The sequence below is a fragment of the Rhodoplanes sp. Z2-YC6860 genome, assembly GCF_001579845.1.
Classification (GTDB): Bacteria; Pseudomonadota; Alphaproteobacteria; order Rhizobiales; family Xanthobacteraceae; genus Z2-YC6860.
The window spans coordinates 1,759,436-1,783,314 of sequence record NZ_CP007440.1; the positions used below are offsets into that span (position 1 = coordinate 1,759,436).

27 protein-coding genes are annotated in these 23,879 nt (G+C 65.5%); 15 read left to right on the forward strand and 12 right to left on the reverse strand.

Translation table 11 applies throughout. From position 1 onward, the window contains the following. Positions 1-6 precede the first annotated feature (6 nt). From RHPLAN_RS08200 to RHPLAN_RS08225, 6 genes are all read left to right on the forward strand, one after another. Positions 7-414: a VOC family protein gene (locus RHPLAN_RS08200; RefSeq protein WP_068015855.1), complete on the forward strand. Its 408-nt coding sequence runs from the start codon at positions 7-9 to the stop codon at positions 412-414. Between the two features lie 40 nt (positions 415-454). Beyond that, positions 455-973 (forward strand): SRPBCC family protein, encoded by a 519-nt coding sequence (locus tag RHPLAN_RS08205; RefSeq protein WP_198164767.1) that lies wholly within the window; start codon positions 455-457, stop codon positions 971-973. A gap of 75 nt (positions 974-1,048) precedes the next feature. After that, positions 1,049-1,582, forward strand: coding sequence for an SRPBCC family protein (locus RHPLAN_RS08210; RefSeq protein WP_198164769.1), 534 nt, complete (start codon positions 1,049-1,051; stop codon positions 1,580-1,582). 28 nt (positions 1,583-1,610) lie between these two features. Then, the gene (locus RHPLAN_RS08215) at positions 1,611-2,069 is read left to right on the forward strand and encodes a VOC family protein (RefSeq protein WP_068015857.1); all 459 of its coding nucleotides are present in this window, start codon (positions 1,611-1,613) and stop codon (positions 2,067-2,069) included. Between the two features lie 22 nt (positions 2,070-2,091). After that, the gene (locus tag RHPLAN_RS08220; protein WP_068015858.1) at positions 2,092-2,742 is read left to right on the forward strand and encodes a glutathione S-transferase family protein; all 651 of its coding nucleotides are present in this window, start codon (positions 2,092-2,094) and stop codon (positions 2,740-2,742) included. Between the two features lie 225 nt (positions 2,743-2,967). Then, a complete protein-coding gene (locus RHPLAN_RS08225; RefSeq protein WP_442971824.1) occupies positions 2,968-3,171 on the forward strand; it encodes a dodecin in 204 nt (67 codons plus the stop codon). Positions 3,172-3,180: 9 nt separating this feature from the next. Here the strand turns inward: RHPLAN_RS08225 and RHPLAN_RS08230 are convergent, their stop codons facing one another. Then, a complete protein-coding gene (locus RHPLAN_RS08230) occupies positions 3,181-4,857 on the reverse strand; it encodes a thiamine pyrophosphate-binding protein (RefSeq protein ID WP_068015859.1) in 1,677 nt (558 codons plus the stop codon). A gap of 152 nt (positions 4,858-5,009) precedes the next feature. On the opposite strand from RHPLAN_RS08230, the gene RHPLAN_RS08235 reads away from it, so the two are divergent. From RHPLAN_RS08235 to RHPLAN_RS08245, 3 genes are all read left to right on the forward strand, one after another. Further along, the gene (locus RHPLAN_RS08235) at positions 5,010-6,095 is read left to right on the forward strand and encodes a phosphotransferase family protein (protein ID WP_068015861.1); all 1,086 of its coding nucleotides are present in this window, start codon (positions 5,010-5,012) and stop codon (positions 6,093-6,095) included. Further along, the gene (locus RHPLAN_RS08240; RefSeq protein ID WP_068015864.1) at positions 6,092-6,916 is read left to right on the forward strand and encodes a patatin-like phospholipase family protein; all 825 of its coding nucleotides are present in this window, start codon (positions 6,092-6,094) and stop codon (positions 6,914-6,916) included. The genes RHPLAN_RS08235 and RHPLAN_RS08240 overlap by 4 nt, the downstream gene beginning before the upstream one ends. A 67-nt stretch (positions 6,917-6,983) precedes the next feature. Continuing rightward, entirely contained in the window at positions 6,984-7,178 is a 195-nt protein-coding gene (locus tag RHPLAN_RS08245) for a hypothetical protein (RefSeq protein WP_068015867.1), read from the forward strand. Positions 7,179-7,272: 94 nt separating this feature from the next. Here RHPLAN_RS08245 and RHPLAN_RS08250 read toward each other — a convergent pair whose 3' ends face one another. Continuing rightward, on the reverse strand, positions 7,273-7,962 hold the full coding sequence (locus RHPLAN_RS08250) for a transglutaminase-like domain-containing protein (protein ID WP_068030828.1): 690 nt from the start codon (positions 7,960-7,962) through the stop codon (positions 7,273-7,275). An 80-nt stretch (positions 7,963-8,042) separates the two neighbouring features. Here RHPLAN_RS08250 and RHPLAN_RS08255 point away from each other — a divergent pair, with 80 nt between their 5' ends. Beyond that, positions 8,043-9,053: a hypothetical protein gene (locus tag RHPLAN_RS08255; RefSeq protein ID WP_157100135.1), complete on the forward strand. Its 1,011-nt coding sequence runs from the start codon at positions 8,043-8,045 to the stop codon at positions 9,051-9,053. Positions 9,054-9,187: 134 nt separating this feature from the next. On the opposite strand, the gene RHPLAN_RS08260 is transcribed toward RHPLAN_RS08255, so the two are convergent. Beyond that, complete coding sequence (locus RHPLAN_RS08260; RefSeq protein WP_068015874.1) at positions 9,188-9,631, reverse strand: nucleoside deaminase; 444 nt, start codon at positions 9,629-9,631, stop codon at positions 9,188-9,190. A gap of 80 nt (positions 9,632-9,711) precedes the next feature. Between RHPLAN_RS08260 and RHPLAN_RS38265 the strand changes: the two genes are divergently transcribed. After that, positions 9,712-10,986 carry a pseudouridine synthase gene (locus tag RHPLAN_RS38265; RefSeq protein ID WP_237180083.1) on the forward strand — a complete coding sequence of 425 codons (1,275 nt, stop codon included), beginning with the start codon at positions 9,712-9,714 and terminating at the stop codon, positions 10,984-10,986. After that, a complete protein-coding gene (gene rsmD / locus RHPLAN_RS08270) occupies positions 10,986-11,552 on the forward strand; it encodes a 16S rRNA (guanine(966)-N(2))-methyltransferase RsmD (RefSeq protein WP_068015875.1) in 567 nt (188 codons plus the stop codon). The genes RHPLAN_RS38265 and rsmD overlap by 1 nt, the downstream gene beginning before the upstream one ends. Before the next feature lie 113 nt (positions 11,553-11,665). On the opposite strand, the gene RHPLAN_RS08275 is transcribed toward rsmD, so the two are convergent. After that, positions 11,666-12,649, reverse strand: coding sequence for a Bug family tripartite tricarboxylate transporter substrate binding protein (locus RHPLAN_RS08275; protein ID WP_198164771.1), 984 nt, complete (start codon positions 12,647-12,649; stop codon positions 11,666-11,668). Between the two features lie 62 nt (positions 12,650-12,711). Next, positions 12,712-13,707 (reverse strand): tripartite tricarboxylate transporter substrate-binding protein, encoded by a 996-nt coding sequence (locus RHPLAN_RS08280; protein WP_084244530.1) that lies wholly within the window; start codon positions 13,705-13,707, stop codon positions 12,712-12,714. Between the two features lie 151 nt (positions 13,708-13,858). Between RHPLAN_RS08280 and RHPLAN_RS08285 the strand changes: the two genes are divergently transcribed. After that, the gene (locus tag RHPLAN_RS08285) at positions 13,859-14,686 is read left to right on the forward strand and encodes a hypothetical protein (RefSeq protein ID WP_068015881.1); all 828 of its coding nucleotides are present in this window, start codon (positions 13,859-13,861) and stop codon (positions 14,684-14,686) included. 14 nt (positions 14,687-14,700) lie between these two features. Here RHPLAN_RS08285 and mutL read toward each other — a convergent pair whose 3' ends face one another. After that, positions 14,701-16,527: a DNA mismatch repair endonuclease MutL gene (gene mutL / locus RHPLAN_RS08290; RefSeq protein ID WP_068015886.1), complete on the reverse strand. Its 1,827-nt coding sequence runs from the start codon at positions 16,525-16,527 to the stop codon at positions 14,701-14,703. A 166-nt stretch (positions 16,528-16,693) separates the two neighbouring features. Between mutL and RHPLAN_RS08295 the strand changes: the two genes are divergently transcribed. Continuing rightward, on the forward strand, positions 16,694-17,185 hold the full coding sequence (locus RHPLAN_RS08295; RefSeq protein ID WP_068015888.1) for a DUF3592 domain-containing protein: 492 nt from the start codon (positions 16,694-16,696) through the stop codon (positions 17,183-17,185). Between the two features lie 14 nt (positions 17,186-17,199). Next, positions 17,200-18,177, forward strand: a complete 978-nt coding sequence (locus tag RHPLAN_RS08300; RefSeq protein WP_068015890.1) for a DUF3592 domain-containing protein — start codon at positions 17,200-17,202, stop codon at positions 18,175-18,177. Between the two features lie 8 nt (positions 18,178-18,185). Here the strand turns inward: RHPLAN_RS08300 and arfB are convergent, their stop codons facing one another. The 6 genes from arfB to RHPLAN_RS08330 all read right to left on the reverse strand — a co-directional run bounded on the left by arfB (position 18,186) and on the right by RHPLAN_RS08330 (position 23,818). Beyond that, positions 18,186-18,608: an alternative ribosome rescue aminoacyl-tRNA hydrolase ArfB gene (gene arfB, locus RHPLAN_RS08305; protein ID WP_068030831.1), complete on the reverse strand. Its 423-nt coding sequence runs from the start codon at positions 18,606-18,608 to the stop codon at positions 18,186-18,188. A 37-nt stretch (positions 18,609-18,645) separates the two neighbouring features. Further along, a complete protein-coding gene (locus RHPLAN_RS08310; protein WP_068015891.1) occupies positions 18,646-18,939 on the reverse strand; it encodes a DUF1330 domain-containing protein in 294 nt (97 codons plus the stop codon). Positions 18,940-18,951: 12 nt separating this feature from the next. Continuing rightward, positions 18,952-20,235: a phosphoglucose isomerase-related protein gene (locus RHPLAN_RS08315; RefSeq protein ID WP_068015892.1), complete on the reverse strand. Its 1,284-nt coding sequence runs from the start codon at positions 20,233-20,235 to the stop codon at positions 18,952-18,954. A gap of 53 nt (positions 20,236-20,288) precedes the next feature. After that, positions 20,289-21,635: a M16 family metallopeptidase gene (locus tag RHPLAN_RS08320; protein ID WP_237180084.1), complete on the reverse strand. Its 1,347-nt coding sequence runs from the start codon at positions 21,633-21,635 to the stop codon at positions 20,289-20,291. After that, a complete protein-coding gene (locus RHPLAN_RS08325) occupies positions 21,632-23,017 on the reverse strand; it encodes a M16 family metallopeptidase (RefSeq protein ID WP_068015894.1) in 1,386 nt (461 codons plus the stop codon). Before RHPLAN_RS08325 ends, RHPLAN_RS08320 begins: the two co-directional genes overlap by 4 nt. A gap of 99 nt (positions 23,018-23,116) precedes the next feature. Continuing rightward, positions 23,117-23,818 carry a hypothetical protein gene (locus RHPLAN_RS08330; protein ID WP_068015895.1) on the reverse strand — a complete coding sequence of 234 codons (702 nt, stop codon included), beginning with the start codon at positions 23,816-23,818 and terminating at the stop codon, positions 23,117-23,119. Between the last annotated feature and the right edge of the window lie 61 nt (positions 23,819-23,879).

Below are 23,879 nucleotides of genomic sequence, written 5' to 3' on the forward strand. Positions count from 1 at the left end.
AGTCCAATGCAGGTTCAGCCGTATCTGTTCTTTGAAGGCCGCTGCGAAGAAGCGCTCGACTTCTACAAGAAGACGCTCGGCGCCAAGGTCGAGATGATGATGCGCTACAATGAAAGTCCGGAAAAGAATCCGAACTGCATGCCGGCCGACGACAACAAGATCATGCATGCCGCGTTCAAGGTCGGCGATACGGTGGTGATGGGCTCCGACGGCTTCGCGTCCGGCAAGCCGGATTTCAAAGGCTTCTCGCTGTCGGTCACCGCCAAGGACGAGGCCGAGGCCGACAAGACCTTCTCAGCGCTGTCCAGCGGCGGCAACGTGACGATGCCGCTGACCAAGACGTTTTTCTCGCCGAAGTTCGGCATGCTCACCGACAAATTCGGCATCGGCTGGATGGTCCTCGTCGCGCCGTGACCGCGGTGTCTCCGTAACCGTAAATGCGTGGATGGAAACGATGACCATGACTGCAACCGCGACCAAGAGCTCCGACTTCGTGATCTCGCGCGTGTTCGACGTCTCGCGTGAGATGCTCTGGAAATGCTTCACCGAGCCGGAGCGCATGAAGCAATGGTGGGGTCCGAAGGGCTTCACCGTGATGGTGTCGAAGATGGATCTTCGTCCCGGCGGCACCTACCTCTATGGCATGAGGTCGCCGGACGGTCAGGACATGTGGGGACGCATGGTCTACCGCGAGATCGTGCCGCCGGAGCGGCTCGTCTTCGTCAACTCATTCTCTGACGAGAAGGGTGGGCTGACGCGGCATCCGATGGCGCCGCAGTGGCCGATCGAGATGCTCTCGATCTTCACCTTCGAGGAGCTGCCCGACGGCAAGACCAAGTTCACGGTGCGCTGGTCGCCGCTGAACCCGACGCCGGAGGAGCAGAAGGCTTTCGACGAAGGGCATGGCAGCATGAACATGGGCTGGAGCGGCACGCTCGAGCAACTCGGAGCCTATGTCGCCAAGCTTGCGTGACAAGACTGGCGATGGCCGGCCTGGCCATCGCCACCATTCCCCCACCAACTTTTCCCAACGCCGGAGCGCGTTCCGATGAAAATGTTCGCGATCTTTTTTGCCGTGTTCTTTGTCGCGGTCGGCGCCGTGCTGGTCTTTGCAGCGACCAAGCCCGACGTCTTCGAGGTGCGGCGGACCATTGTGGTCAACGCCGCCCCGGACAAGATCTTTCCCTACATCAACGACTTCAAGCGCTGGATGGTCTGGTCGCCCTACGAGAACAAGGATCCGGCGATGCAGCGCACCTACAGCAGCACGACCAGCGGCAAGGGCGCGACCTACGCGTGGAACGGCGACAAGAATGTCGGCAGCGGGAGCATGGAGATCATGGATGCGCCGTCGCCGTCGCGCGTCACCATCAAGCTCGACTTCACCAAGCCGTTCGAGGCGCACAACATTGCCGACTTCCGGCTCGAGCCCGCCAATGACGGCACGCAGGTGTCATGGTCGATGTCGGGACCGACGCCGTTCTTCGGCAAGATTCTTCATGTGTTCATCGACATGGACAAAATGGTCGGCCGCGACTTTGAAGCCGGCCTCGCCAACCTGAAAGCCGTCGCCGAGAAGTGATCTTGTCCGCGAGTCCGGAGTACGAAGGATGCAAAAGATCACCCCGTTCCTTGTCATCAACGGCCGGGCCGAAGAGGCGATGAACTTCTATGCTTCGGTGTTCAAGAACTCGAAGGTCGTGTACCAGTCGCGGGCCGGCGACAAAGGACCGCTGTTCAGCGCCACGGTCGAACTCGACCGCGAGCGGTTCATCCTGCTCAACACCGGACCAAAGGCCGAATTCACGCCCGCGGTGTCGTTCTACGTCGATTGCGAGGACCAGGCCGAGGTCGACGACCTCTGGGACAAGCTCGTGGCCGGCGGCGCGCCGCTGCGCTGCGGCTGGCTGAAGGACAAGTTCGGCGTGCACTGGCAGGTGATCCCGTCGGCGCTGCCGCGCTATCTTCGCGACAAGGACAAGACAAAGTCGCAGCGCGTCATGGAAGCGATGATGCAGATGATCAAGATCGATATCGCGACGCTCGACCGCGCCTATCAGGGCGCTTGAGGCAACCAGACGGAGTGCCGCCATGGCTTACACGCTGCTCTATCATCCGCTGTCGTCCTACTGCATGAAGGTGCTGACGGCGCTTTACGAAAGCGGCACGCCGTTCACGCCGAAGAGCGTGAATTTACAGGACGAAGCCGAGCGTGCGGCTCTGCTCAAGCTCTGGCCGGTCGGTAAGTTTCCGGTGCTGCGCGACGAGGATCGCGATCTCACCGTGCCGGAATCCACGATTATCATCGAGCATCTGGCGCATCAGCATCCGGCCGCGGCGTCGCTCCTGCCATCCGATCCGAAGCTCGCGCTTGCGGTGCGGGCGCAGGACCGCTTCTACGATCTCTACGTCCACAACCAGATGCAGGAGATCGTTGGCGACCGGCTGCGTCCGGCCAATGCCAAGGACCCGACCGGCGTCGAATCCGCCCGCAAGCGGCTCGCCACATCCTATGACATGATCGAGCGCGACATGGCTTCGAAGGCCTGGGCCACCGGTGGCCAGTTCACCATGGCTGATTGCGCTGCAGCACCGGCGCTGTTCTACGGCAACAAGGTGCAGCCGTTCGAAGCGACGCACCCGAAGCTTGCGGCGTATTTCGGCCGGTTGAAAGAGCGGCCGTCGTTCAAGCGTGCGCTGGAGGAGGCGCAGCCCTATATGAAATTCTTCCCGACGGAGTAGGCCGTTCGCGGCTTTTTGGCCTGCACGGCTGAACCATTTCCCAGGCCGCTCGTTGTCTTCCGAACATTCCGGAGGAGGCCCGCGATGCCCATGAAGCGAGCGACCACCAAAATTCGGCCCATGCGCACCCGCGCCGGCGGTCTGACCGGCCGCGACGGTGCGATCGACTTTGCCACCAGGACAGCGGGGCTCAGCGAGCGTGAAGTCGCGAGCCCCGACGACCACATCTATCGTGTGATCGAGATCGTCGGCACCTCGCAGGACAGCATCGAGGACGCGGTCTCGTCGGCGGTGGCGCGGGCGGAGCAGACCCTGCGCAATCTGCGCTGGTTCGAGGTGGTGCGCACCAGCGGCCACATCACCAATGGAGTGGTGGAGCATTTCCAGGTGACGCTGAAGGTCGGCTTCACCATGGAGGCGCCGCACTGAGGCGGCGCGTCACATTGGCTTGTAATTGCGCTCCATATCCACGTCGATCAGGAAGGGCGTGCCGTCCTTGAGCGCCTTGGCGATCAGGTCGGTGGCGTCCTTCACGGTCTTGGCGCGCGCGCCTTCGATGCCGAGCGAGCGCGCCAAGCCGACGAAATCGATCGCCGGATCGGTCAGCTCCATGCCGACGAAATTGTCGGCCTGCTCGGCAAGGCCGCGCATCGCCACCAGCCGCTGCTTGAGGATGCGGTAGCTGGTGTTGTTGAAGATCACCCAGATCACCGGCAGCTTGTAGTGAGCCGCGGTCCACAGCGCCTGCATGGTGTACATGGCGCTGCCGTCGCCGACCAGCGCGACCACGGGCCGGTCCGGTTGGGCGAGCTTGGCGCCGATCGCAGCCGGCAGGCCCCAGCCGATGCCGCCGCCGCGCAGCGCGAAGAAGCTCTGCTCGTCGTCGCTGTTGATCAGCGAGCGCGCGCCGGGCGCGGACGACAGCACCTCCTCGATCACCACCGCATCCTTCGGCAGCATCGCGCCGATCGCTTCGAGCAAAGCGAGCGGCTGCACGGGAGTCTTGCCGGCCAACGCCCTGGCCTTGGCGCGGAACGTCTCGCGCTCGGACTTGATGGCGTCTGTCGCAGCCTTCAGCCGGGCGGCGGCCGCGCCTTTGGCACCAGCCGTCATGCGCGATTGCACGGCTGCGGTGATGTCCGGCAGCGTTGCCTTCGGATCGCCGAAGATGCCGACCTGTGCGGGATAGCTTTTGCCGATCTGCCACGGGTCCGTGTCCAGGTGAATGAGCGGCATGCCGGCCGGAATCGGCTTCACTTTCGACGGCAATGACCACGTGAACAGGTCGCCGCCCACCGAGAACAGGAGGTCGTGCTTGTCGAGCACCTCGCGCACGCCTTGCTGCGAGCGCGTCATCGAGCCGCGATAGAGCGGATGCGAGGACGGAAACGACGCGGTGTTCGGCACGAACTCGGTGTAGACCGGCGCGCCGATGGCTTCCGCGAGCGCCGCGAGCTCTCTGTGGCCGCGGCTTTGCGCCACCGCGTCGCCCGCGATGATCACCGGCCGCTCGGCTTTGGCCAGCAGGTCCGCCGCGGCGTTGACCGCGTCGAGATCGCCGCGAATGCGTGGCGCGACGCGCGTGGGCTCCAACAGCTCGATATCGCCGTCGTTCTTGAGAATGTCGCCCGGCAGCGACAGGAACACCGGTCCGGTCGGCGGGGCGAGCGCAGTCTTCGCCGCGCGATGCACCAGCACGGGAAGGTCCTTCAGGCGCTCGACTTGCGCCGAGAACTTCACGAAGGGTTTTGCGAGCGAGGTGAGGTCGGCCGAGAGGATCGGCTCCTCGACCAGATATTCGGTGTCCTGCTGTCCCGCCGTGACCAGGATCGGCGAGCCCGCCATCTGCGCGTCGTAGAGCATGCCCATGGCGTTCCCGAGCCCGGGCGCCACATGAAGGTTCAGCACGGTGAGCCGGCCGGATGCCTGAGCATAGCCGTCAGCCATCGCCATCAGCGCAGCCTCCTGGAGACCCAGGATGTAGCGGATGTCGTGTTCGACCGCGAAGGCGTCCATCAGCGGCAATTCGGTCGTGCCGGGATTTCCGAACACGATGCCGACACCTTCCTGCTTCAGCAGGTCGAGGAACGCGCGCTTACCGGACATCACGGGCATGAAGGTTTCCAGACTGGTTGGGTTGCAGGTGAGCGTGGCGTGAGCGAGGCGGTTCGCGTTGCGGCCTATCGGATTGTCGCTTTGTTGCCGTCCTCGATGTCTAAGACCATCCGAGCTTAACGCCCGGACACGGGTGATGCTACGTTGCCGCCATGCAGAAGATCGATCGCCAGGTTGCATTCACCGGGACCAAGGATGTGGCTGAGCCGCTGCGCTTCGATCCGGCGCGGCTCGAAGGCTATCTCGCGCGCGAGGTGAAGGGTTTTGCCGGGCCGCTGACGGTGAGCCAGTTCAAGGGCGGCCAGTCGAACCCGACCTACCGGCTCGACACGCCCGGCCGGCAATACGTGCTGCGGCGAAAGCCGCCGGGCAAGCTTCTTCCATCGGCCCATGCGGTGGACCGCGAATTCCGCATCATCACGGCGCTGGCTGGGCAGGGCTTCCCGGTCGCCGAGCCCGTGATCTATTGCGCCGACGAGAGCGTCACCGGCACGGCCTTCTATGTGATGGGCTTCGTCCCTGGCCGAGTGTTCTGGAATCCCGAGATGCCGGGCTCCCATCCGAAGGAGCGTGCCGCGGTCTATGCGGCGATGAACGGCGCCATGGCGCGGCTGCACTCGTTCGATCCGGCGGCCATCGGACTTGGTGACTTCGGTCGCGGCGAGAATTATGTGGCACGGCAGGTCGAGCGCTGGTCGAAGCAGTACCGCTCTTCGGAAACGCAGAAGATCGACGAGATGGAGCGGTTGATCGCGTGGCTGCCGTCACATATTCCGCCAGCGTGCCCGCCGCGGCTGGTGCATGGCGACTACCGGCTCGACAACATGATCCTGGATGCGCACGAGCCCAAGGTGCTCGCAGTGCTCGACTGGGAGCTGTCGACCATCGGCGATCCGCTCGCCGATTTCACCTATCACCTGATGCAGTGGCACATGCCGCAGGAGGACACCGGCGCCGGCACCGGCTCGCTGGTCGGCCACGATCTGGCGGCGCTCGGAATTCCGTCGATGGCCGAATACGTCGAGATGTATCGCAAGCACACCGGCCTCGATCCGCGGCCTTATTTGGCGGCTTATCTCGCCTACAACTTCTTCCGGATCGCTGCGATCCTGCAAGGCATCGCCGGTCGCGTCCGCGATGGCACCGCGACCAACGAGCACGCCGCCGCCAAAGGCCAGATGGTGCGGCCGCTCGCCGAGACCGCGTGGCGCTTCGCCCGCGAGGCGGGCGCGAAATGAAGACTTTCGCGCTCGCGCTGGGCGGCGGCGGGGCGAGGGGGCTCGCGCATATCGTGGTGACCGAAGCGCTCGACGAGATGGGCGTGAAGCCGGTGGCGATTGCCGGCACCTCGATCGGCGCGGTCATCGGGGCAGGTTACGCATCCGGCATGTCTGGCCGCGACATGCGACGTTACGCGATCCAGCTTGCCCATAACCGCGCCGATGTGATGCGACGGATGATGCGAGCCCGCGCCGGCAAGCTCCGCGACATCTTCGGCGGCGGGCTCGGGGACGCAACGCGGCTCGATGCCGAGCTGCTGTGCGAGCAGTTCCTGCCCGACATTCTGCCGGAGGAGTTTTCCGGGCTCGAGATTCCGCTCACCGTGGTGGCATCCGATCTTTATCGCCGCTCCGAGGTGGTGTTCACCGAAGGCCCGTTGCGCCGCGCGCTTGCGGCGTCCATCGCGCTGCCGACCATCATGCGGCCGGTGCTGCACGACGGCCAGATCCTGGTCGACGGCGGCGCCACCAATCCGCTGCCGTTCGAAAACTTGCGCGGCAGTGCCGACGTGATCGTGGCGGTCGAGATTTCCGGTCCGGTCACCAACGACGATCGCGAGGTGCCGAACGCGCTGGAATGCCTCTATGCGACCGTGATCGTGATGACCTATTCGATCATCAACGAGAAGCTGCGCCACGGCGCGCCAGATCTGCTGCTGCAGCCCAATGTCGGGACCTTCCGGGCGCTCGGCTTCCTGCAGGCCAGCGCCATCCTGCGCGCGGCCGAACACGTGAAGGATGACGTAAAAAGCAAGCTTTCACGGTTGCTCGATCGTTAACCGATCACCCGGATTTTCAAGCGTCTGGCGCACAATGCGTTCGCATCTTGCCGCGTAGATAGGCCGCATGAGCGCATCAGCCGGCGATGGAAGCATCGGCATCCAGCAGATCATGCCGCGCAGCGGCACGGCGTGGGACAACCAAAACCCCATACCGCCGTCGCAAGACAACTCCGCGCCCGAGAACAACCCGCCGCCGCCTCCGCCGGATCGGAGCGCCAAGGCAGATGGCGTCGGCCAGTTCGTCGACAAGCTGGTGTAATTTCGCCGCGGCTCTCTTGTTGGGCATGATCTTTTCCGAAAACCGCTTCACACCCCGGATCAAGTCCGGGGGCAGGCTTTTTCGGGATCATGCCCTAACGCCGCGCTTCTTCTTCCATGCTTCCGCGCAGGCCGCCGGGCTGGCAGAGTTTCGGATAGAGCCGCTTCATCTCGTCCATGAGAAATTTCGTCGGCACGTCGAAGAACTTGCCGTGCTGCGCGATGTAGGTCATGAAGGTGCGGCCGGTCGCGTCGAACGGCTGCAGCAGCGCGTCTTGGTTTCCCGAAAAGTCGAGCACCGGCACGCCGAGCTTCCGGCACAGCGTGGTGTTGAAGGTCGGCGTTGCCTTCACCCAGGTGTCCTTGGGCATCACCTCGACATAGCCGTGATAGCCGAACACGTCAGTCCCGACCAGTTCGAGCAGCCGGGGCGTGGCGAGATGGTTCTTGACGTCGGCAAGGCCGATCCGCGCCGGCAGTCCTGCGGCACGGCACAGCGCCGCATAAAGCGACGCCTTGCCGACGCAGTAGCTCGCGCCCTTGGCCAGCACGCTCGACGCCCGATAGGTCTCGGGATCGGTGTAGTCGACGTACGGGTCGTACTTGATCCCGTCGCGCACCAGATCGTGCAGCACGCGCGCCTTGGCGACGGGATCGGCAACGCCGCGCGTTGCTTCGGCCGCTTTGGCGCGGATCGTGTCGTGGTCGCTGTCGATAAACTCGGCCGCGCTGAGATGCAGCCGGACGTCGTTACCGCTTTGATTTTGGGGGTGGATTTCTGCCACGGTCCTTGACTTTGGGTTGCCGGCACGGTTCACACAAGAGATACGTGCGCGGGTAGGCCTCCCAGGATTGGCGTTCTAGCATGTTGAGAGCTTTTTGCGCGTGCCTTGCGCTTGCCCTTGTGTATTCGCTTGCGTCGACCGGGCCAGCAGACGCGCAGTACTACCAGCAACAGCGTCGCCGCCAGCCACCGCACCAACAGCAGCAACAACCGCAGCCACAACCACAGCCCGAGCCGCCACCGCCGCCGCCCCAACCTGCTCCGCAGGCCGCGCCAGCGCCCACGCCGGCTCCGCCGCCCATCGCAACCCCCACGCCAGCACCGCCGCCGGTTCCCGCCGCACCGGCCCCACCGCGTCCGGCCGAGCCGGTTCCCGTCCGCATCGTCGAGCCGGCGAAGAGCGCCGAGCAGCAGGCCCGCGAGCAGCGCGAACAGCAGGCCCAAGACCAGGCCCGTGACCAGGAGCGCGCAGAGCGGGAGACCTTCAACAACCGCCTGCTGATGTATTCGGGCCTCTTGGTCGCGGTCGGCGTGCTGCTTGCCATCGCGTTCCTGGTGCAGACGCTCTACATGCTTCTGGCGCTGCGATCGATGCGCAAGGCGGCGAGGGTCAGCCAGCGCAACATGACGACGGCGCAGCGCGCTTTTCTCTACCTCGGCGCGACGACCTGGAGCCCGGCCGATACTCACGTCAAGATCACGCCGACCTGGGCCAACAGCGGCACGACGCCGACGCGCAATCTGCGCATCAGCACCAACTGGAAGACGTCGCACGGCGAGATGCCGGCCGACTTCGTCTTTACCTATGTGCGCGCGCCGGAGCGGCTGTTTCTCGGCCCGAACGGTCGCGCCGATGTTGGCGCGGTGCTGATCCCGATGCGCGACATCCAGGCGGCGATCGAGGATCGCGTGAACCTTTATTTCTGGGGCCGCGCCACCTACGAAGACATGTTCGAAGGCTCCGAGCCGCACTTTCTCGAATTCTGCTATCGGCTCGACGTCAGCGGCGCTACGCCGGACAAGATCAAGCTGACGTTCATGCACTACGGCGCGCACAATCGCTCCGACGAGGACAGCCAGCGTTCCGCGTGAGGGGCTGGTCTATCCCGCGGTCATTCCGGGGCGCTCGCGGAGCGAGCGAACCCGGAATCCAGACAAACCAAGAATCCCGATGTTCTGGATTCCGGGTTCGCGCCTTCGGCGCGCCCCGGAATGACCGCGTTGAGCTAATCGCGCCTTGCCTCGAAGAACGTCCGTAACAAGGTCGCAGCCTCGTTTTCGTTGATGCCGCCATAGACCTCCGGCCGATGATGGCAGGTCGGCGACTGATAGAACCGCGGTCCATGATCGACCGCGCCGCCCTTGGGATCGGACGCCCCGTAATAGAGCCGCCTGACGCGCGCGAACGAAATCGCCGCCGCGCACATGGCGCAGGGTTCCAGCGTCACATAGAGGTCGCAACCGGTCAGGCGCTCCGAGCCGAGCTTCCGGGCGGCGGCGCGGATCGCCAGCATCTCGGCATGGGCCGTCGGGTCGCGATCGGCCAGGGTGCGGTTGCCGGCCGTGGCCACCGTCACGCCATCGCGTACAATCGCGCAGCCGACCGGCACCTCGCCGCGCGCCGCCGCCTGCCGTGCCTCGTCCAGCGCCTGGTCCATGAACGACGGCATCGCCGCTTCCCATCCACGTCTTGGTCTCCGCGTGTATAAAGGCGTGGATGCGCGGCATAAAGCCGGGCATGACAGGGACCATGAACGCCGAAAACGACCATAAGCCCCATCGTGGCCGGAAATTCCGCGGCAAGCGGCTGCGGACCTCGCTGCCCAAGCCGGAGGCCGAGGCGCCGATCCCCGAGCGCAAGGATAGCGACCGCATCGCCAAGGTGATCGCCCGGGCCGGGCTCACCTCGCGCCGTGAGGCCGAGACCTGGATCGAAGCCGGGCGGGTGGCCGTGAATGGCGAGGTGATCCGCTCGCCGGCGCTGAATGTCGGCCCGAACGACCGGATCGCGGTCGACGGCAAGCCGTTGCCGACCCGCGAGCGCACCCGGCTGTTCCTGTTTCACAAGCCGCGCGGGCTCGTCACCACCAACGCCGATCCGGAAGGCCGTCCGACGATCTTCGGCGCGCTGCCCACCAACTTGCCGCGCCTCGTGACGGTTGGCCGGCTCGACATGAACACCGAGGGGCTGCTGCTCCTCACCAACGACGGCGGCCTCGCCCGCGCGCTGGAATTGCCGGCGACCGGATGGCTGCGCCGCTACCGGGTGCGCGCCTATGGCGAGGTCCTGCAGCCGCGGCTCGATTCGCTGCGCAAGGGTATCGAGGTCGACGGGGTGCGTTACGGCGCCATCGAGGCCACCCTGGATCGGCAGCAGGGCGACAACTCCTGGATCACATTCGCGATGCGCGAGGGCAAGAACCGCGAGATCAGGAACGTGCTCGGCGCGCTGGGGCTGAAGGTCAATCGGCTGATCCGGCTGTCCTATGGCCCGTTTCAACTGGCCGAACTGCCGGCCGGTGCGGTGGAGGAGGTCAAGACGCGGGCGTTGCGCGAGCAGCTCGGCGAGCGGCTTGTAGCGATTGCGGGCGCCGATTTTTCCGGGCCGATTGTCGAACGCGAGATTGTGGAAGAAGAGCCGCAGGCACAAAAGCCCGCCCGTCATCCTGAGGTGCGAGGCGCGCAGCGCCGAGCCTCGAAGGACGACGCCCCGGATCGTCCAGCACGTGAACCCTCAAAAGGCACGCTTCGGCTCCCGCGTGACAAAGATCGTGGCCGTTCATCCTTCGAGGGCCGGCCACAAGCGCGCCTACGCGCGTCTTCGACGCACTATGGCCGGCCATCTCAGGATGACGGGGAGAGAAAACAATCCTCGGACAAACGGCATCTCAACCGGTCGCCACATGGCGATGAGAGAAAACAGCCAGATGGCAAAGACGGCCAGCATCGCCGAGACGGCAAGCCGGCTCGCGACCCACACCGGGGCTCGCGCCGCCGCTCGCCCGATCGCGGACGCCGGCGCTGATGCGCATTGTCGGCGGCAGGCTTGGCGGGCGCACGTTGCTCACGCCGAAATCTCAGGGCATCCGGCCCACGTCCGACCGCTTGCGCGAGGCGCTGTTCAATATCCTGCAGCATGCCTATGCCGATCCGGTGAGTGGCGCCCGGGTGCTCGATCTCTTCGCCGGCACCGGGGCGATGGGCTTCGAGGCGCTGTCGCGCGGCGCGGGATTCGTGTTGTTCGTCGATGACGGCGCCGAGGCAAGGGCGCTGCTGCGCGGCAATTCCGATGCGTTCGGTGCGGGCGGCGCGTCGAAGATTTATCGCCGCGATGCGACGCGGCTAGGCCCAGCGGAGCTCGCGCCGTTCTCGCTGGCGTTCCTCGATCCGCCCTACGGCAAGGGTCTTGCCGAGCGCGCGCTTGCGTCGGCCCGTGACGGCAATTGGCTCACGCCGGATGCGCTGGTCCTTGTCGAGGAAGCCGCGGACGCGGGATTCGTCGCGCCCGCAGGCTTCGAAGAGATCGAGCGCCGCGATTACGGCGACACCCAGGTGGCTATTCTGCGCGCTCTTTCCCCGTCCTCATCCTGAGGAGCCAGCCGAAGGCTGGCGTCTCGAAGGATGGGGGCGGCCTCGTGCTTCGAGACGCGTTGCTTCGCAACGCTCCTCAGCATGAGGCCGGGAGAGAGCAGAGCATTTGGATATCAATCCACGCTGATCCCGGCCGCCTTGATCACCTTGCCCCAGCGCTCGACGTCCTCTTTGAGGAACTGCGCCAGATACTCCGGCGTGCGTTGCTCGGGCGGCAGAATTTCCAGCCCCATCTGCTCCATCTTTTGGCGGGTCTCGGGCTTGCTGAGGATCGTCGCGAGCGCCTTGTTGATCTTCTCGACGATTGGTTTCGGCGTGCCTTTGGGCAGGAAAAAGCCGTTCCACACTGTCGCTTCAACGCCCTTCACGCCTTGCTCGCCGGTGGTGAGCAGTTCCGGATACGCCGCGGTGCGCCGCGGCGACATCACGGCGATGCCCTTCACGGCTCCCTGCTTGGACTGCGAAATGCCGCTTTGGGCCGTGGTGCACATGTAGTCGATGCGGTCGGCGATCACGTCCTGAAGGGCAGGGCCTTCGCCGCGATAGGGCACGTGGGTCACGTTCAGCCCCAGCGTGAAGTTGAACAGCGCGCAGGGCAGATGCGTGCCGGAGCCGACGCCCGCCGACGAATATTGCATCTTGTCCTGGTTGGCCTTCGTGTAGGCTATGAACTCCTGCAGATTCTTCACCGGCAGACCGTTGCGCGCGACCAGCACGCGCGGCGATTCCGTCACAAGGCCGACCGGCTCGAAATCCGCCACCGAGTCATAGGGCCGCTTTTTGTAGAGCCACTGGCTGTAGACCTGGGTGCCGCTGTTGCCGATCAGCATGGTGTAGCCGTCAGGCGCGGCCTTGGCGACGCGTGCGGATCCGACCGTGCCGGCCGCGGCGCCCACATTCTCCACCACGATGGTCTGGCCGAGGATTTCGCCCATCGCCAGCGCCTGCAGCCTGGCGCTCGCATCGACACCGCCGCCCGCGGAGAACGGCACGACCAATGTGATGGGCCGGTTCGGCCAGTTGTCCTGTGCCTGCGCGGTTCCGGTCACCGCGGCAAGCAGTGCAGTGGCGGCCAGCGCCGCTTTTGTCGCCCTCATGGTCATCTCCTTCGCCCGGCCGGACTCGCGCCCAGCACCCATTCGCGTGCCGAATTTTCGAACTAGTCCAGCGTAACGCCGCTGGCTTTGATCGGCACGGCCCAGCGTTCGATCTCGGATTTCACGAACTGCGTCAAGTATTCCGGGGAGCGGCGATTTTTCGCGGTGACCACCACGCCGACCGACTTGAATCGTTCGATCACCGCTGGCGTGTCGATGGTCAGGCTCGACACAGCGGCGAGCCGGTCGATGATCGGCTTCGGCGTCCCCTTCGGCAGCGACAGGGACGCCCAGGCGCCGCAGTCGAGCCCTTTGAAGCCGAACTCATCGGCGGTCGGAAGGTCCTCGAGCCCCGGGCCACGGTCCTGCCCGAGCGTCGCATAGGCCTTCACCGCGCCAGCCTTGATCTGCGGGGTTGCGGTTGAGATCTGCTCGAGCATGTAGTCGAGCCGGCCGCCGAGCATGTCCTGCATGGCGGGGCCCGCACCGCGATATGGCACGTGGGTGATCTTTGCCCCCAGCACGCCGTCGAGCAGGATGGCGCAGGTGTGTCCGCCCGAGCCCGCGCCGGGCGAGCCGTATTGCAGCTTGCTGTGGTTGGCCTTGGCGTAGGCGATGAATTCTTTGAAGTCGTTCGGCGGCAGGTCCTTGCGTGCGATCAGCACGCGCGCGGAGTCGGAGAACAGCGCGACATGATCGAAATCACGGATCGGGTCGTAGGACGACTTCTTGTGAAAGTTTGGATTCTGCGCCAGCACCGCACTGCCTGAGAGCAGCACCGTGTAGCCGTCCGGCGGCGACTTCGCGACGCGCGCCGTGCCGGTCATGCCACCGGCACCGCCGACGTTTTCGATGACGATCTGCTGGCCGAGGATTTCGCTCATGCGCGCCGCCTGGATGCGCGCGATGGTGTCGACCGGGCCGCCGGCCGCATAAGGCACCACCAGCGTGATCGGCCGGTCCGGATAAGTCATCGGCTGGACGTTTTGGGCGTGGGCGGAATTCAACAGAGCCGCAACTGCAATCGCAGCAGCGAGCGTGGCACGGGCCTTATGCATGGCGTTTTCTCCCTGGCGGCAGGAGCCTCGCCGTCAGGGGACACAAGGTCAAGTTGTACCGATGCCGCGGGCTGTCCCACCGTGAAGATTTTCTCCGAAGTCGCGCCCGGCGACGGTTCGGGACTAAACTCATTCCAACAGATGGGATGAAATGGCCAGGCGCCTGCTGACATCGCTTGTGTTCGTGATGCTGACGCTCGTCACGCAGGTGGGCGGAATCGTTTTTGCGATTTGCTGGTTGATGAATCGCCTGTTGCGCCGCGTTTCAGTTTGGCGTCGAGCCATCATCGATGTCGCCTTGTTCTTCGGTCTCTATGCCGGGCTCAGCATCTTCGTCGTGCCGCCGCTCGCAGCCCTCGGCGGGCGTGTGCCGTTGCCTTGCTCCGCCGCGTCCGACCGGCCGTTCGCTGCGGCCCATCCGGCTTTCTGCTGGCTCAATCACCACTATGTCGACATGCGGCTGGTCGTGCTGATGACCGATCTGTCGCGCGACGTGGCGCGTCAATTCCCAGGCACCGTGACGCTATTTCTCGATGCCAATCTGCCGTTCATCAACGGCTTTCCGTTGCTGCCGCATCTGTCGCACGGTGACGGCCGCAAGCTAGACATCGCTTACTATTACCGCGGCGTGAATGGCAGCTATTTGCCGGGACGGACACGCTCGCCGATCGGCTACTGGTCCTTCGAGCAACCGGGACCGGGTGATACGCCGTCACCGTGTCGAGCCGGCACTTGGCTGACGACGCGTTGGGACGTGCAATTTCTGCAAGGTCTGTTTCCGGATCGGCCGGTCGAACCCGCGCGCACGCGCGCTGCATTGCGCTGGCTTGCAACGGAAGGGCAGCGGGCAGGCGTCGAACGGATTTTCATCGAGCCTTATCTGGCAGCCCGGCTCGGCGTATCGTCCCCGCTATTGGGGTTTCAGGGCTGTCGCGCCGCACGGCACGACGATCACATTCACATTCAGATCAGGCTATAGCCGTCCCATGCGGCTCACCGCCGCCCGAACAGCCGCTCGATGTCGGTGAGTTTCAGTTCGACGTAAGTCGGGCGGCCGTGGTTGCACTGGCCCGAGTTCGGCGTCGCTTCCATTTCGCGGAGCAGCGCGTTCATCTCTTCGGCCTTCAGGCGCCGGCCGGCGCGCACCGAGCCGTGACACGCCATGGTGGCTGCGACGTGCATCAGCCGGCGCTCCAGAGGCAGCGCTTCGTCCCATTCGGCCATGTGTTCGGCGAGATCGCGCGTGAGAGCGGCCGCATCGATCTCGCCCAGCATCGACGGCGTCTCGCGCACCGCGATCGCGCCCGGGCCGAAGGCTTCGATGACGAGGCCGAAGCGCTGCAACTCGCTGGCGCGCCCCGCCAGCCGTTCCGCATCGGCCGGATCGAGGTCGACGATCTCCGGAATGAGCAGGATCTGTCGTGCGATGCCTTTCTGATCGAGTGCGGCTTTCATGCGTTCATAGACCAGACGCTCGTGGGCGGCGTGCTGATCGACGATGACCAGGCCGCCGCGGGTCTGCGACACGATGTAGGTGTCATGCACCTGTGCGCGCGCGGCGCCGAGCGGACGGTCGAGCAGATCGGCCACGGGCTCGGCAACCTCGACCCGCGCGGTGGCGGCGGCCGGACCCACGTCGAATACGGCTTGCGCGGCTTCGGCGAGGCCTGGCTCCGGCGCAGACTCGCTCCATGCGGCGACCGCGCCGCGCGGCGGCAGCGGCCGGGCCAGCGAGCGCCGCCAATCGAAGGCGCCGCGGCGAGGGAGCGCGGCCGGACGGAACGAGGCGATGGTCGCAGATCCCCCGGTGGTCGCGGCGCGCTGGCCCTCGCGCGCCAGCGCTTCCTTCAAGGCATGGATCAAAAGTGAGCGCACGAGGGTCGCGTCGCGGAAGCGCACTTCGGTCTTGGCCGGATGCACGTTCACGTCGACCTCGCGCGGCGGCAGCGTGACGAACAGCGCCACCACGGGATGGCGATCGCGCGACAGATAATCCGCGTAAGCGCCGCGAATGACACCGATCAGCAGCTTGTCGCGCACCGGCCGTCCGTTGACGAACAGATACTGTCCGAGCGAGTTGGCGCGGCTGTGGGTCGGCAATCCGGCGAAGCCTTCGACGATGACGTCGTTGCGTTCGCCATGGACCTCGACCGCGTTAGCGCGAAACTCCGCGCCGAGCACATCGGCGAGCCGCGCAAGCCTGCCCGGTGCGCCGGGAAGCGCTGCGGGCCAGGTCACCGGTGCGCGATCGTCGGCGACCAGCGTGAAGGCGACGTCAGGCCGGCTCATTGCCAGCCGCCGCACCACCTCGCGCACCGCTTCCGCTTCACTACGATCGCTTTTGAGGAACTTCAGGCGCGCCGGCGTCGCGTAGAACAGGTCGCGCACCTCGACACGCGTGCCCCCGGACAGCGCCGCAGGCTTCACGGCGGATTTCTCGCCGGCGTCGACCGCGATGCTCCAGGCGTTCGGCTCCGAGACGTGCCGCGTGGTGATGCCGAGCCGCGCCACCGAGCCGATCGACGGCAACGCTTCGCCGCGAAAGCCCAGTGTGTCGATCTCGAGCAGGTCATCGTCGTTGAGCTTCGAGGTGGCGTGGCGCTCGACCGAGAGCTCGAGGTCGGCCCGCGTCATGCCGGCGCCGTCGTCGGTGATGCGGATGAGCCGCCGGCCGCCACCGTCGGTCGCGATCTCGACCCGCGTCGCGCCGGCGTCGAGCGCATTCTCGACCAATTCCTTGACGACGCTTGCCGGACGCTCGACCACCTCGCCCGCGGCGATGCGGTTGACCAGGGTCTCGGGCAGCTGGCGGACCGGCATTTTGCCTATTCTTTCAGATGCTTGAGCGGAGCGCACGGGTCGGACGCGACTCGCAGCGAAGGCAATTTATCGGGTGGCGCGCGCGGCCGCGAGGGCAGGGCCTGAAATGCCCCCGCAATTCGCCTCCGCCGCCTGAACCTTCGGTCTTTTCACGCGACCAAAGGCCATGAGCATCATGTCCATTGTCCCCGGTCATCTGTTCCTGCAATCCGCGCTGGCATTCGTGCTGTGCGCCATCGCCTGCGGCATGATCCTGGCCGGGCGCCTCACCGTTCAACGCGGCACCGCCACCAAGGCCTGGCCCGCGGCGAGCGGTGTCGTCATCGACAGCGCGATCGCAGCGGACCGCGATGGCGGCCGCCAGCGGTTCCGTCCGGTGGTGCGCTACCGTTACGAAGTCGACGGCCAGCGCTATGAGGGCAGCCGCATCCAGTGGACGATGGAGCAGGGCTACCGCAAATACACGCGCGCCCGCCGCCTGCTCGACCGCTATCGCGCCGGCTCGGCCATCACGGTGCACTACGATCCGTCTCGTCCTGGCTCGGCCGTGCTGCAGACTGGCGGCAGCAACACGGCGGTGCTGCGCCCCGTGTACGTGATTGCCTCGACGGCTGCGGTCTACACGCTGTTCACCATCGGCATCGCGCTTGCGGGCTGACCGGGAGCGTACCGATGCTCGATTACACCGCATTGATGTGGACTTACGTCGCGGCAGGCTTCTTCCTGTTCCTGACGTATTGCTTCGCGCTCGGCATCTGGCGCGGCCGCAATCAGGTCGCCTCCGGCAAAGCCTGGGCGCGCACCAAAGGCGAAGTGATCGAATCCAAAGTGGTCGTAGAAAACTTCCACACCGATGACGACGACTCCGACTGCACCGTGGCCGTGCGCTACCGCTATGCCGTGGCTCAGAAGACCTACGAAAGCGACCGCATCGCTTTCGGCGACGCTGGACACACCATGCGGCTGCTCGCCCAGCAGGCCGTCGCGAAATATCCGACCGGCGCCAAGGTCGACGTGTTCTACAACCCCAAGCGACCTTCGCAGGCGGTGCTCGAAGGCGACAGCGGAGCGCCGGCGGCGTTTTACGCCGCGGTGCTTGTGTTTGGTTCGATTGCCGCCGTGCTAGTGGCGCATTCGATCGCCGGCAAAGTGCTTTACGCGGCGAACGGAGTGCCGATGTTCGCGTTCCTCGTGCCGCTCGCGGCGCTCGGCATTGCCGGCCTGTGCGTCTACGCCTTCTTCGACATCTTACGGAAGGAGAAATTCAGTGCGCGCTGGCCGACCGCGACCGGCAAGGTGACCGTGTCCAAGGTTGCCGAGCACGCCAGCCGCGACAAGGACGACAACGTCGAGATCAGGTTTGTCCCGCAGGTCGCCTGCACCTACGAGGTGGGCGGCCGCGAGTATCGCTGCGCAACTCGCAAATGGGGCTGGACCGAGCTCTATGTCGACAGCGAGGGGCCGGAGAAAATCCTCACCAAATATCCGAAGGGCGGCAGCGTGCCGGTGTTCTACAATCCGGCCGACCCGTCGGAGTCCGTGCTGGAGCCCGCCAACCGCCGGGGCACGTTTGCGCCGGTCGCCGGCGCGCTCACTTTCGCTTTGCCGGCCGTGCTGTTCCTCTGGATGTTCATTTACGTCATCGAGTGAGCGGCGGCTCAATCCCAGCCGGGCTTGCTCTGCCGCAGGTTCTTGATGCCGGAGCGGCGCTTCTTGCCTTCGATGCGTCGTTCTTTCGACGCCTTGGTCGGCTTGGTGGCGCGGCGCACCGTGGGTCGGATCGAGGCCTCCTGGATGAGCGCGACCAGCCGCTCCATGGCCTCGGCGCGATTCCTCTCCTGGGTGCGGTGATTTTGGGCGATCAGGACCAGCACGCCGTCCTTGGTCATGCGCTTGCCGGCCAGCCGCATCAGCCGGATCGCCACGTCGTTGGGCAATGACGGCGAGCGGCGCACGTCGAAGCGGAGCTGCACCGCGGTGGAGAGCTTGTTGACGTTCTGCCCGCCCGGCCCGGACGAGCGCACGAAGCTCTCTTCGATCTCGGACTCGTCGATGCTGATGTGGTCGGTGACGCGGATCATGGACGCAACATAACAGATTGCGCCGGATTCGCCCTGCTCAGCCGGCACCTTCGACAAACGTCAGCGTCCGTGCCAGCGCGCCGTCGCGCACTTTCAGGGCCTCGGCATATTCCAGCGAGCCGTACCATTCGCGGGCGCGGGCCATGGACGGGAATTCGACGATGACGAAACGGCGTTTGCCGTTGCGCTGGCCTTCGATCAGTTCGACCGGTGCGGCGCGCACGATATAGCGGCCGCCGTATTTCTCGATCGAGGCGCTGGCCCGCGTCCGATAGATGTCGGCGCGGGCATCGTCGAGGATTTCGACCTCGGAAATCACATAGGCAGGCATGTGGACGGACCCTTAGTTGGCCCCCGCCAGGTACTTCTTCGCCAGCACCTTGCCCTCTTCCACGGCGGGCTGGTCGAATGGATCGACGCCAAGCAGATAGGCCGCGACGATCGTCTCCAGCATGAAATGCATCAGCAATTCGCCGAGATGGCGTTCGTCGAGCACCGGCAGGTGGATGGTGCGCACCGGGCAGCCGTTCTTGGCGAGCGTCTCGGCGGTGGCGCGGCCTTGTGCCGCCACGAGATCGCCCATGGTCTTGCCGGCGAAATCCGGTTCGCCGCCGAGCTTGGAGAGGTCCGCGCTCATGCGCGGGCCCTTGCCCGCTGGCGTTCCGGTGATCACGGTGAACAGCTTGTCGCGCGGACCTGCGATGTAGAGCTGCAATTGACTGTGCTGATCAACCGGTCCGATCGCGGCGATCGGCGTAGTGCCCTTGCCATCCTTGCCGAGGCTCTCGGCCCAGAGCTGCACGTACCATTTGGTGAACAGCGCGAGCCGGTCCGCATAGGCCATCATCACGGCGACCGGCTTGTGGGGCGACAGTGCGACCGCGAGCGCCGCGCCAACCGCGGCCGGCACTCCGGAGGGATGATTGTTGTGGTCGAGCACGCTCGCGAGGGCATCGGCGGCGCCGGCGCGGATCGCGCCGATGTCCAGACCACAGACCGCGGCAGGCAGAAGTCCGACATTGGTCAGCACCGAAAAGCGGCCACCGACACCCGGGTCGTGATCCATCATGTGGATCTGGTGCGCGCCGAGCAGCGCGCGCAGCCCGTTGGATTTGCCGGGCTTCGCGGGCTCGGTGATGCCGAGGAAATGCGCATGCGGATCGAGCTTTGCGGCCTTCAGGGCGTCGAGCGCCGCAATGGTCTGCATCAGCGTCTCGCCCGTGCCGCCGGACTTCGACACCGCGACGAAGCGGCTGGTCTTCAGCGTCAGCCTCGACAGCAGCGTGCCGTAGCTCTCCGGGTCGAGATTATCCATGAAATGGATGCGCAGCGGATCGCGCAAGGCTCCCACGCCCGGCACCGCATAGCCGGCAAGCTGCGCCAGCGTCTGGCCGCCGAGGCTCGAGCCGCCGGTCCCTAGGAAGATCACGTCGCTGGTGCCGTCACGCAGCAGCGTCGCGTAGCCCAGGATGGTGGCGATGTCGTCGCGCTTCTCAGGCAGCCGCAAGAGCGGCAGCGTGCCGTCGGCGTGCCACTTGCGCAGCCGCGCCAGTTCGTCGGCGGTGCGGGTCAGCACCTCGGTGAAGTGCTCGGAGCGCGCGTGGTCGATATTCTGCTGTAAAGCCATCGGAAATCTCGGGTGAATATCCCGAGCTTATAACGGCCAAACGTGAAAACTATTTACCCCCGCGGCTCCTTGGAGGCGAGATTTTTAGGCTGACCAACCACGGTGGTCAGGAGGCCGGTCGGCGCGAGCCGCTTGGCCACGCGGCGGGTGTCCTCGACACTCACCGAGTCGATCAAGGCGCTGCGCTTCTCGATATAATCGATGCCGACGTCGTCGATCTGAATCTGCAGCAGCATGGCCGCGATCTTGGTCGAGGTGTCGAAGTTCAGTGCATAGGCCCCCTTGAGATAGGACTTGGCCTTGGCGAGCTCTTCGGCGGTCGGGCCGTCGGCGACCATCTGCGCGACCTGCTGCTCGATCAGCTCCAGCGCCTCGCGAGTCTTGTCGGCGCTGGTCTGGGTGCTGACCATGAACAGTGGGCTGTGGCGCAAGTTCGTCAGATAGGACGTCACGCCATAGACCAAGCCGCGCTTCTCGCGGACCTGATCGTAGAGCCGCGACGTGAAAGAGCCGCCGCCGAGGATGTGGTTGACGAGATAGGCGGCCATGAAATCCGGGTCCTTGCGCGGCACGCCGTTGCCGCCCATCCGGATCACCGCCTGCGGCACCGCAAGCTGCGACACGATCCGCCGGCCGGTGTCGTGCACCGTGACGTCGGCGACCTCACGCAGCGTGCCGGTCGCCGGCAACGCGCCGAACACGCGGTCGAGCACCTTGCCCAGCGTCTCAGGGTCGATGTCGCCGACCGCGGCCACCTTGAGGTGGCCGCGCGTGAACACGCGTCGGGTGTAATCGCGCATGTCGTCTTCGGTGATGGTCGGCACCGAGATCAGCGTGCCGTTGTTGGGCCGCGCATAGGGATGGCCTTCGAACGCCGTGCTCCACCAGGCGCGGTTTGCAATCGAGCCCGGATCGGTGGTCTCGCGGCGAAGCGCCGACAGCACCTGCTCGCGAACGCGCACTGTCGCGTCGGGCACGAACTTCGCCTCGTTCAGCGCGAGCCGCAGCAGCTCGAAGCTCTTGTCCTGCCGGTCCTTCAGAAGCTTGATCGAACCCTGGAAGTAGTCATGGTTGACCGAGAAGCTCAGCTCGACGGCGTTGTCCTCGAGCTGCTGGTGGTAGGCCTTTGAGTCGAGCGGGCCCGCGCCCTCGTCGAGCATCGACGAGACCATGTAGGCGGTGCCGGACTTGGTGTCCGGATCCTCGGTCGAGCCGCCGGCGAACGAGAAGTTCATCGCGATCAGCGGCAGCGAGGAGTCTTGCACCAGCCAGGCCTCGATACCGCCCGGCGAGACGACGCGCTTGATCGTCATGGCCGCGGCCGGCTGCGCCGGCAACACGGCAAAGGCCGCGACGAAGGCAAATGCGAAAGCGATCAGGCACCGCATGGTATGGCTCACGACCGTTTGTCCTCTTTGGCGGCGGTGTCTTTCACGAGATAGCCGGTCACCGAACGGCGCTTGTCGAGGTAGGTCTTGGCAACCTGGAGCACGCCGTCGGGCGTCACGGCGCGAATGCGGTCGGCCCAGCTCTGCACCCGCTCGACACTGCCCCCCGAAGTAAGGGCTGCGCCGTACCAGCGCGCCATGGTGGCCTGGTTGTCCTGGGCGTAGATCGATTCGGCGACGAGGCGGCTCGTGGCGCGTTCGACCTCGTCGGCGGTGACGCCGCCCGCGAGCAGATTGTCGATCACACCATCAATGGCTTCTTCGAGCTGCGGCAAGGTCACGCCGGGCTTGGGCGAGCCGTAGACGACGAACTGCGAGGGGTCGAGCGCGCTGCCGCTGTAGGCGCTGCCGGCGCCGACCGAAACGGCGTTTCCCTCGACCAGTGCGTTGTAGAGCCTGCTGGTGTTGCCGTGGCCGAGAATGAAGGCCAGCACCTCGAGCGCCTCGGATTCGCCAGGCTTGGCGCTCGACGACGACGGCACGAGATAGGCACGGTGCATGGTCGGTTGCGCGACGCGCGGATCGGCCATTGTCAGGTGGCGCACCGCGACCGGCGGCGGCTCCTGCGGCCGTGCGCGAGGCGCGAGCTCGGCGACCTTCGGCACCTTGCCGTAGGTCTCCTCGATCATCGGGCGGACCTCTTCGGTCGTCACGTCGCCTGCGATCACCAGCACGGCGTTGTTGGGGGTGTAGAAGCGCTTGTAAAAGGCGATCGCATCATCGCGGGTCAGCGCCTCGATCTCCTGCCGCCAGCCGATGATCGGCCGGCCGTAGGGGTGGTTCAGAAAAAGCGCCGCATCGATCTGCTCGGAGAGCCGGGCCTGCGGATTGTTGCCGACCCGCATGTTGTATTCTTCGAGCACCACCTTGAGTTCCGGCACCACGGCCTCGGGGCTGAGAACGAGGCCGGTCATGCGGTCGGACTCGAACTCCATCATCTCCTTGAGATTCTCGCGTGACACGCGCTGGAAGTAGCCGGTGTAGTCCTGCGACGTGAAAGCGTTCTCCTGGCCGCCGACAGCAGCGACCGCCTGCGAGAACTTGCCCATCGCGTTCTTGGCGGTGCCCTTGAACATCAGGTGTTCGAGGAAATGCGCGAGACCCGACTTGCCTGGCGTCTCGTCGGCGGCGCCAACCTTGTACCAGACCATGTGTGTGACGACCGGGGCTCGGTGATCCGGGATCACCACCACCTCAAGGCCATTGTTGAGCGTGAAGTGTCCGACGGCAGGCTTGGCTTCGGCGGCGATGGCCGGGGCTGCGGTCAAGGAGGCAGCCAGAAGCAGGCCTGCCGCGGTGAGGCGGAAGCGATCGAACTTGGGATGGCTTGGCAATGTCGTGCTCGGGGTTCGGGGTTCAGTGCAAAAGCGGCTCAAAGCTTGTCTGTCGCAATGACAGTGTCCGTGCAGGTCGCCCCCGGGCGAACGCCTGCCTTATTTAACCGGTTCCTGACGGTCGATCTTCGGTGCGGTCCACGAATCCTTGCCGATGCCAAACGGCTGGTTGGGCGACGGCGTGCGATAGCCGGCCGGCGGCTCGATCAGGCTCTCGCGGCGCGGCTCGCCGGTGAACGTGGCCTGCTCTTCCTTGTTGCCCCAAACCTTGGCGAAGATGCCCTTGGCGGGAGCGCCGAGCTCCTGGACCGTGCTGGGCCGTGCCGATTCTTCCTCGTTCTTGCTGCCAAGAATCGTCGGGTTGTCGCCGCGGCCCTGTGCCGGCTGCCCGGCAACCTGGCTCGGCAGTAGCGGCCGGTCGTCCACGCCTTCGGTGTAGGACTTGCGCTTCCGCTCGTCGTCCTTCTTCTTCTTCGCCCGTTTGACGTCGGGGTCGTCCGGCCAGCCGGCAGTCTTGGTCGCGGGCGAGGTCTTTTCGGGCGGCGGCAGATCCTTGCCGGTCGGCAGAACCAACGGCGAGCGCTCGCGATATGTGATGCCTCTCTCGTCGTCGTCGCGCCGCCAGCCCAGACCCTTGAGGATGTAGCGGATGGCCGCGGTGTCGGCGAGCGTCGGCTCCTCGCCGTCGGTGTCGTCCTCGGCCCGCGCGGCGTTGGCGGAGAAGCCCGCAACGATCGTCACGCCGAGAAGGGCGGCGAACGTGGCGCGGATCAGCTTGGGATTTGTGCGAAAGCTCGTCATTCCGTCACCGGATACGCTGAAGCCCTGAGCCCAGACCCTGGCTCCATGGCGATTGGTGAAT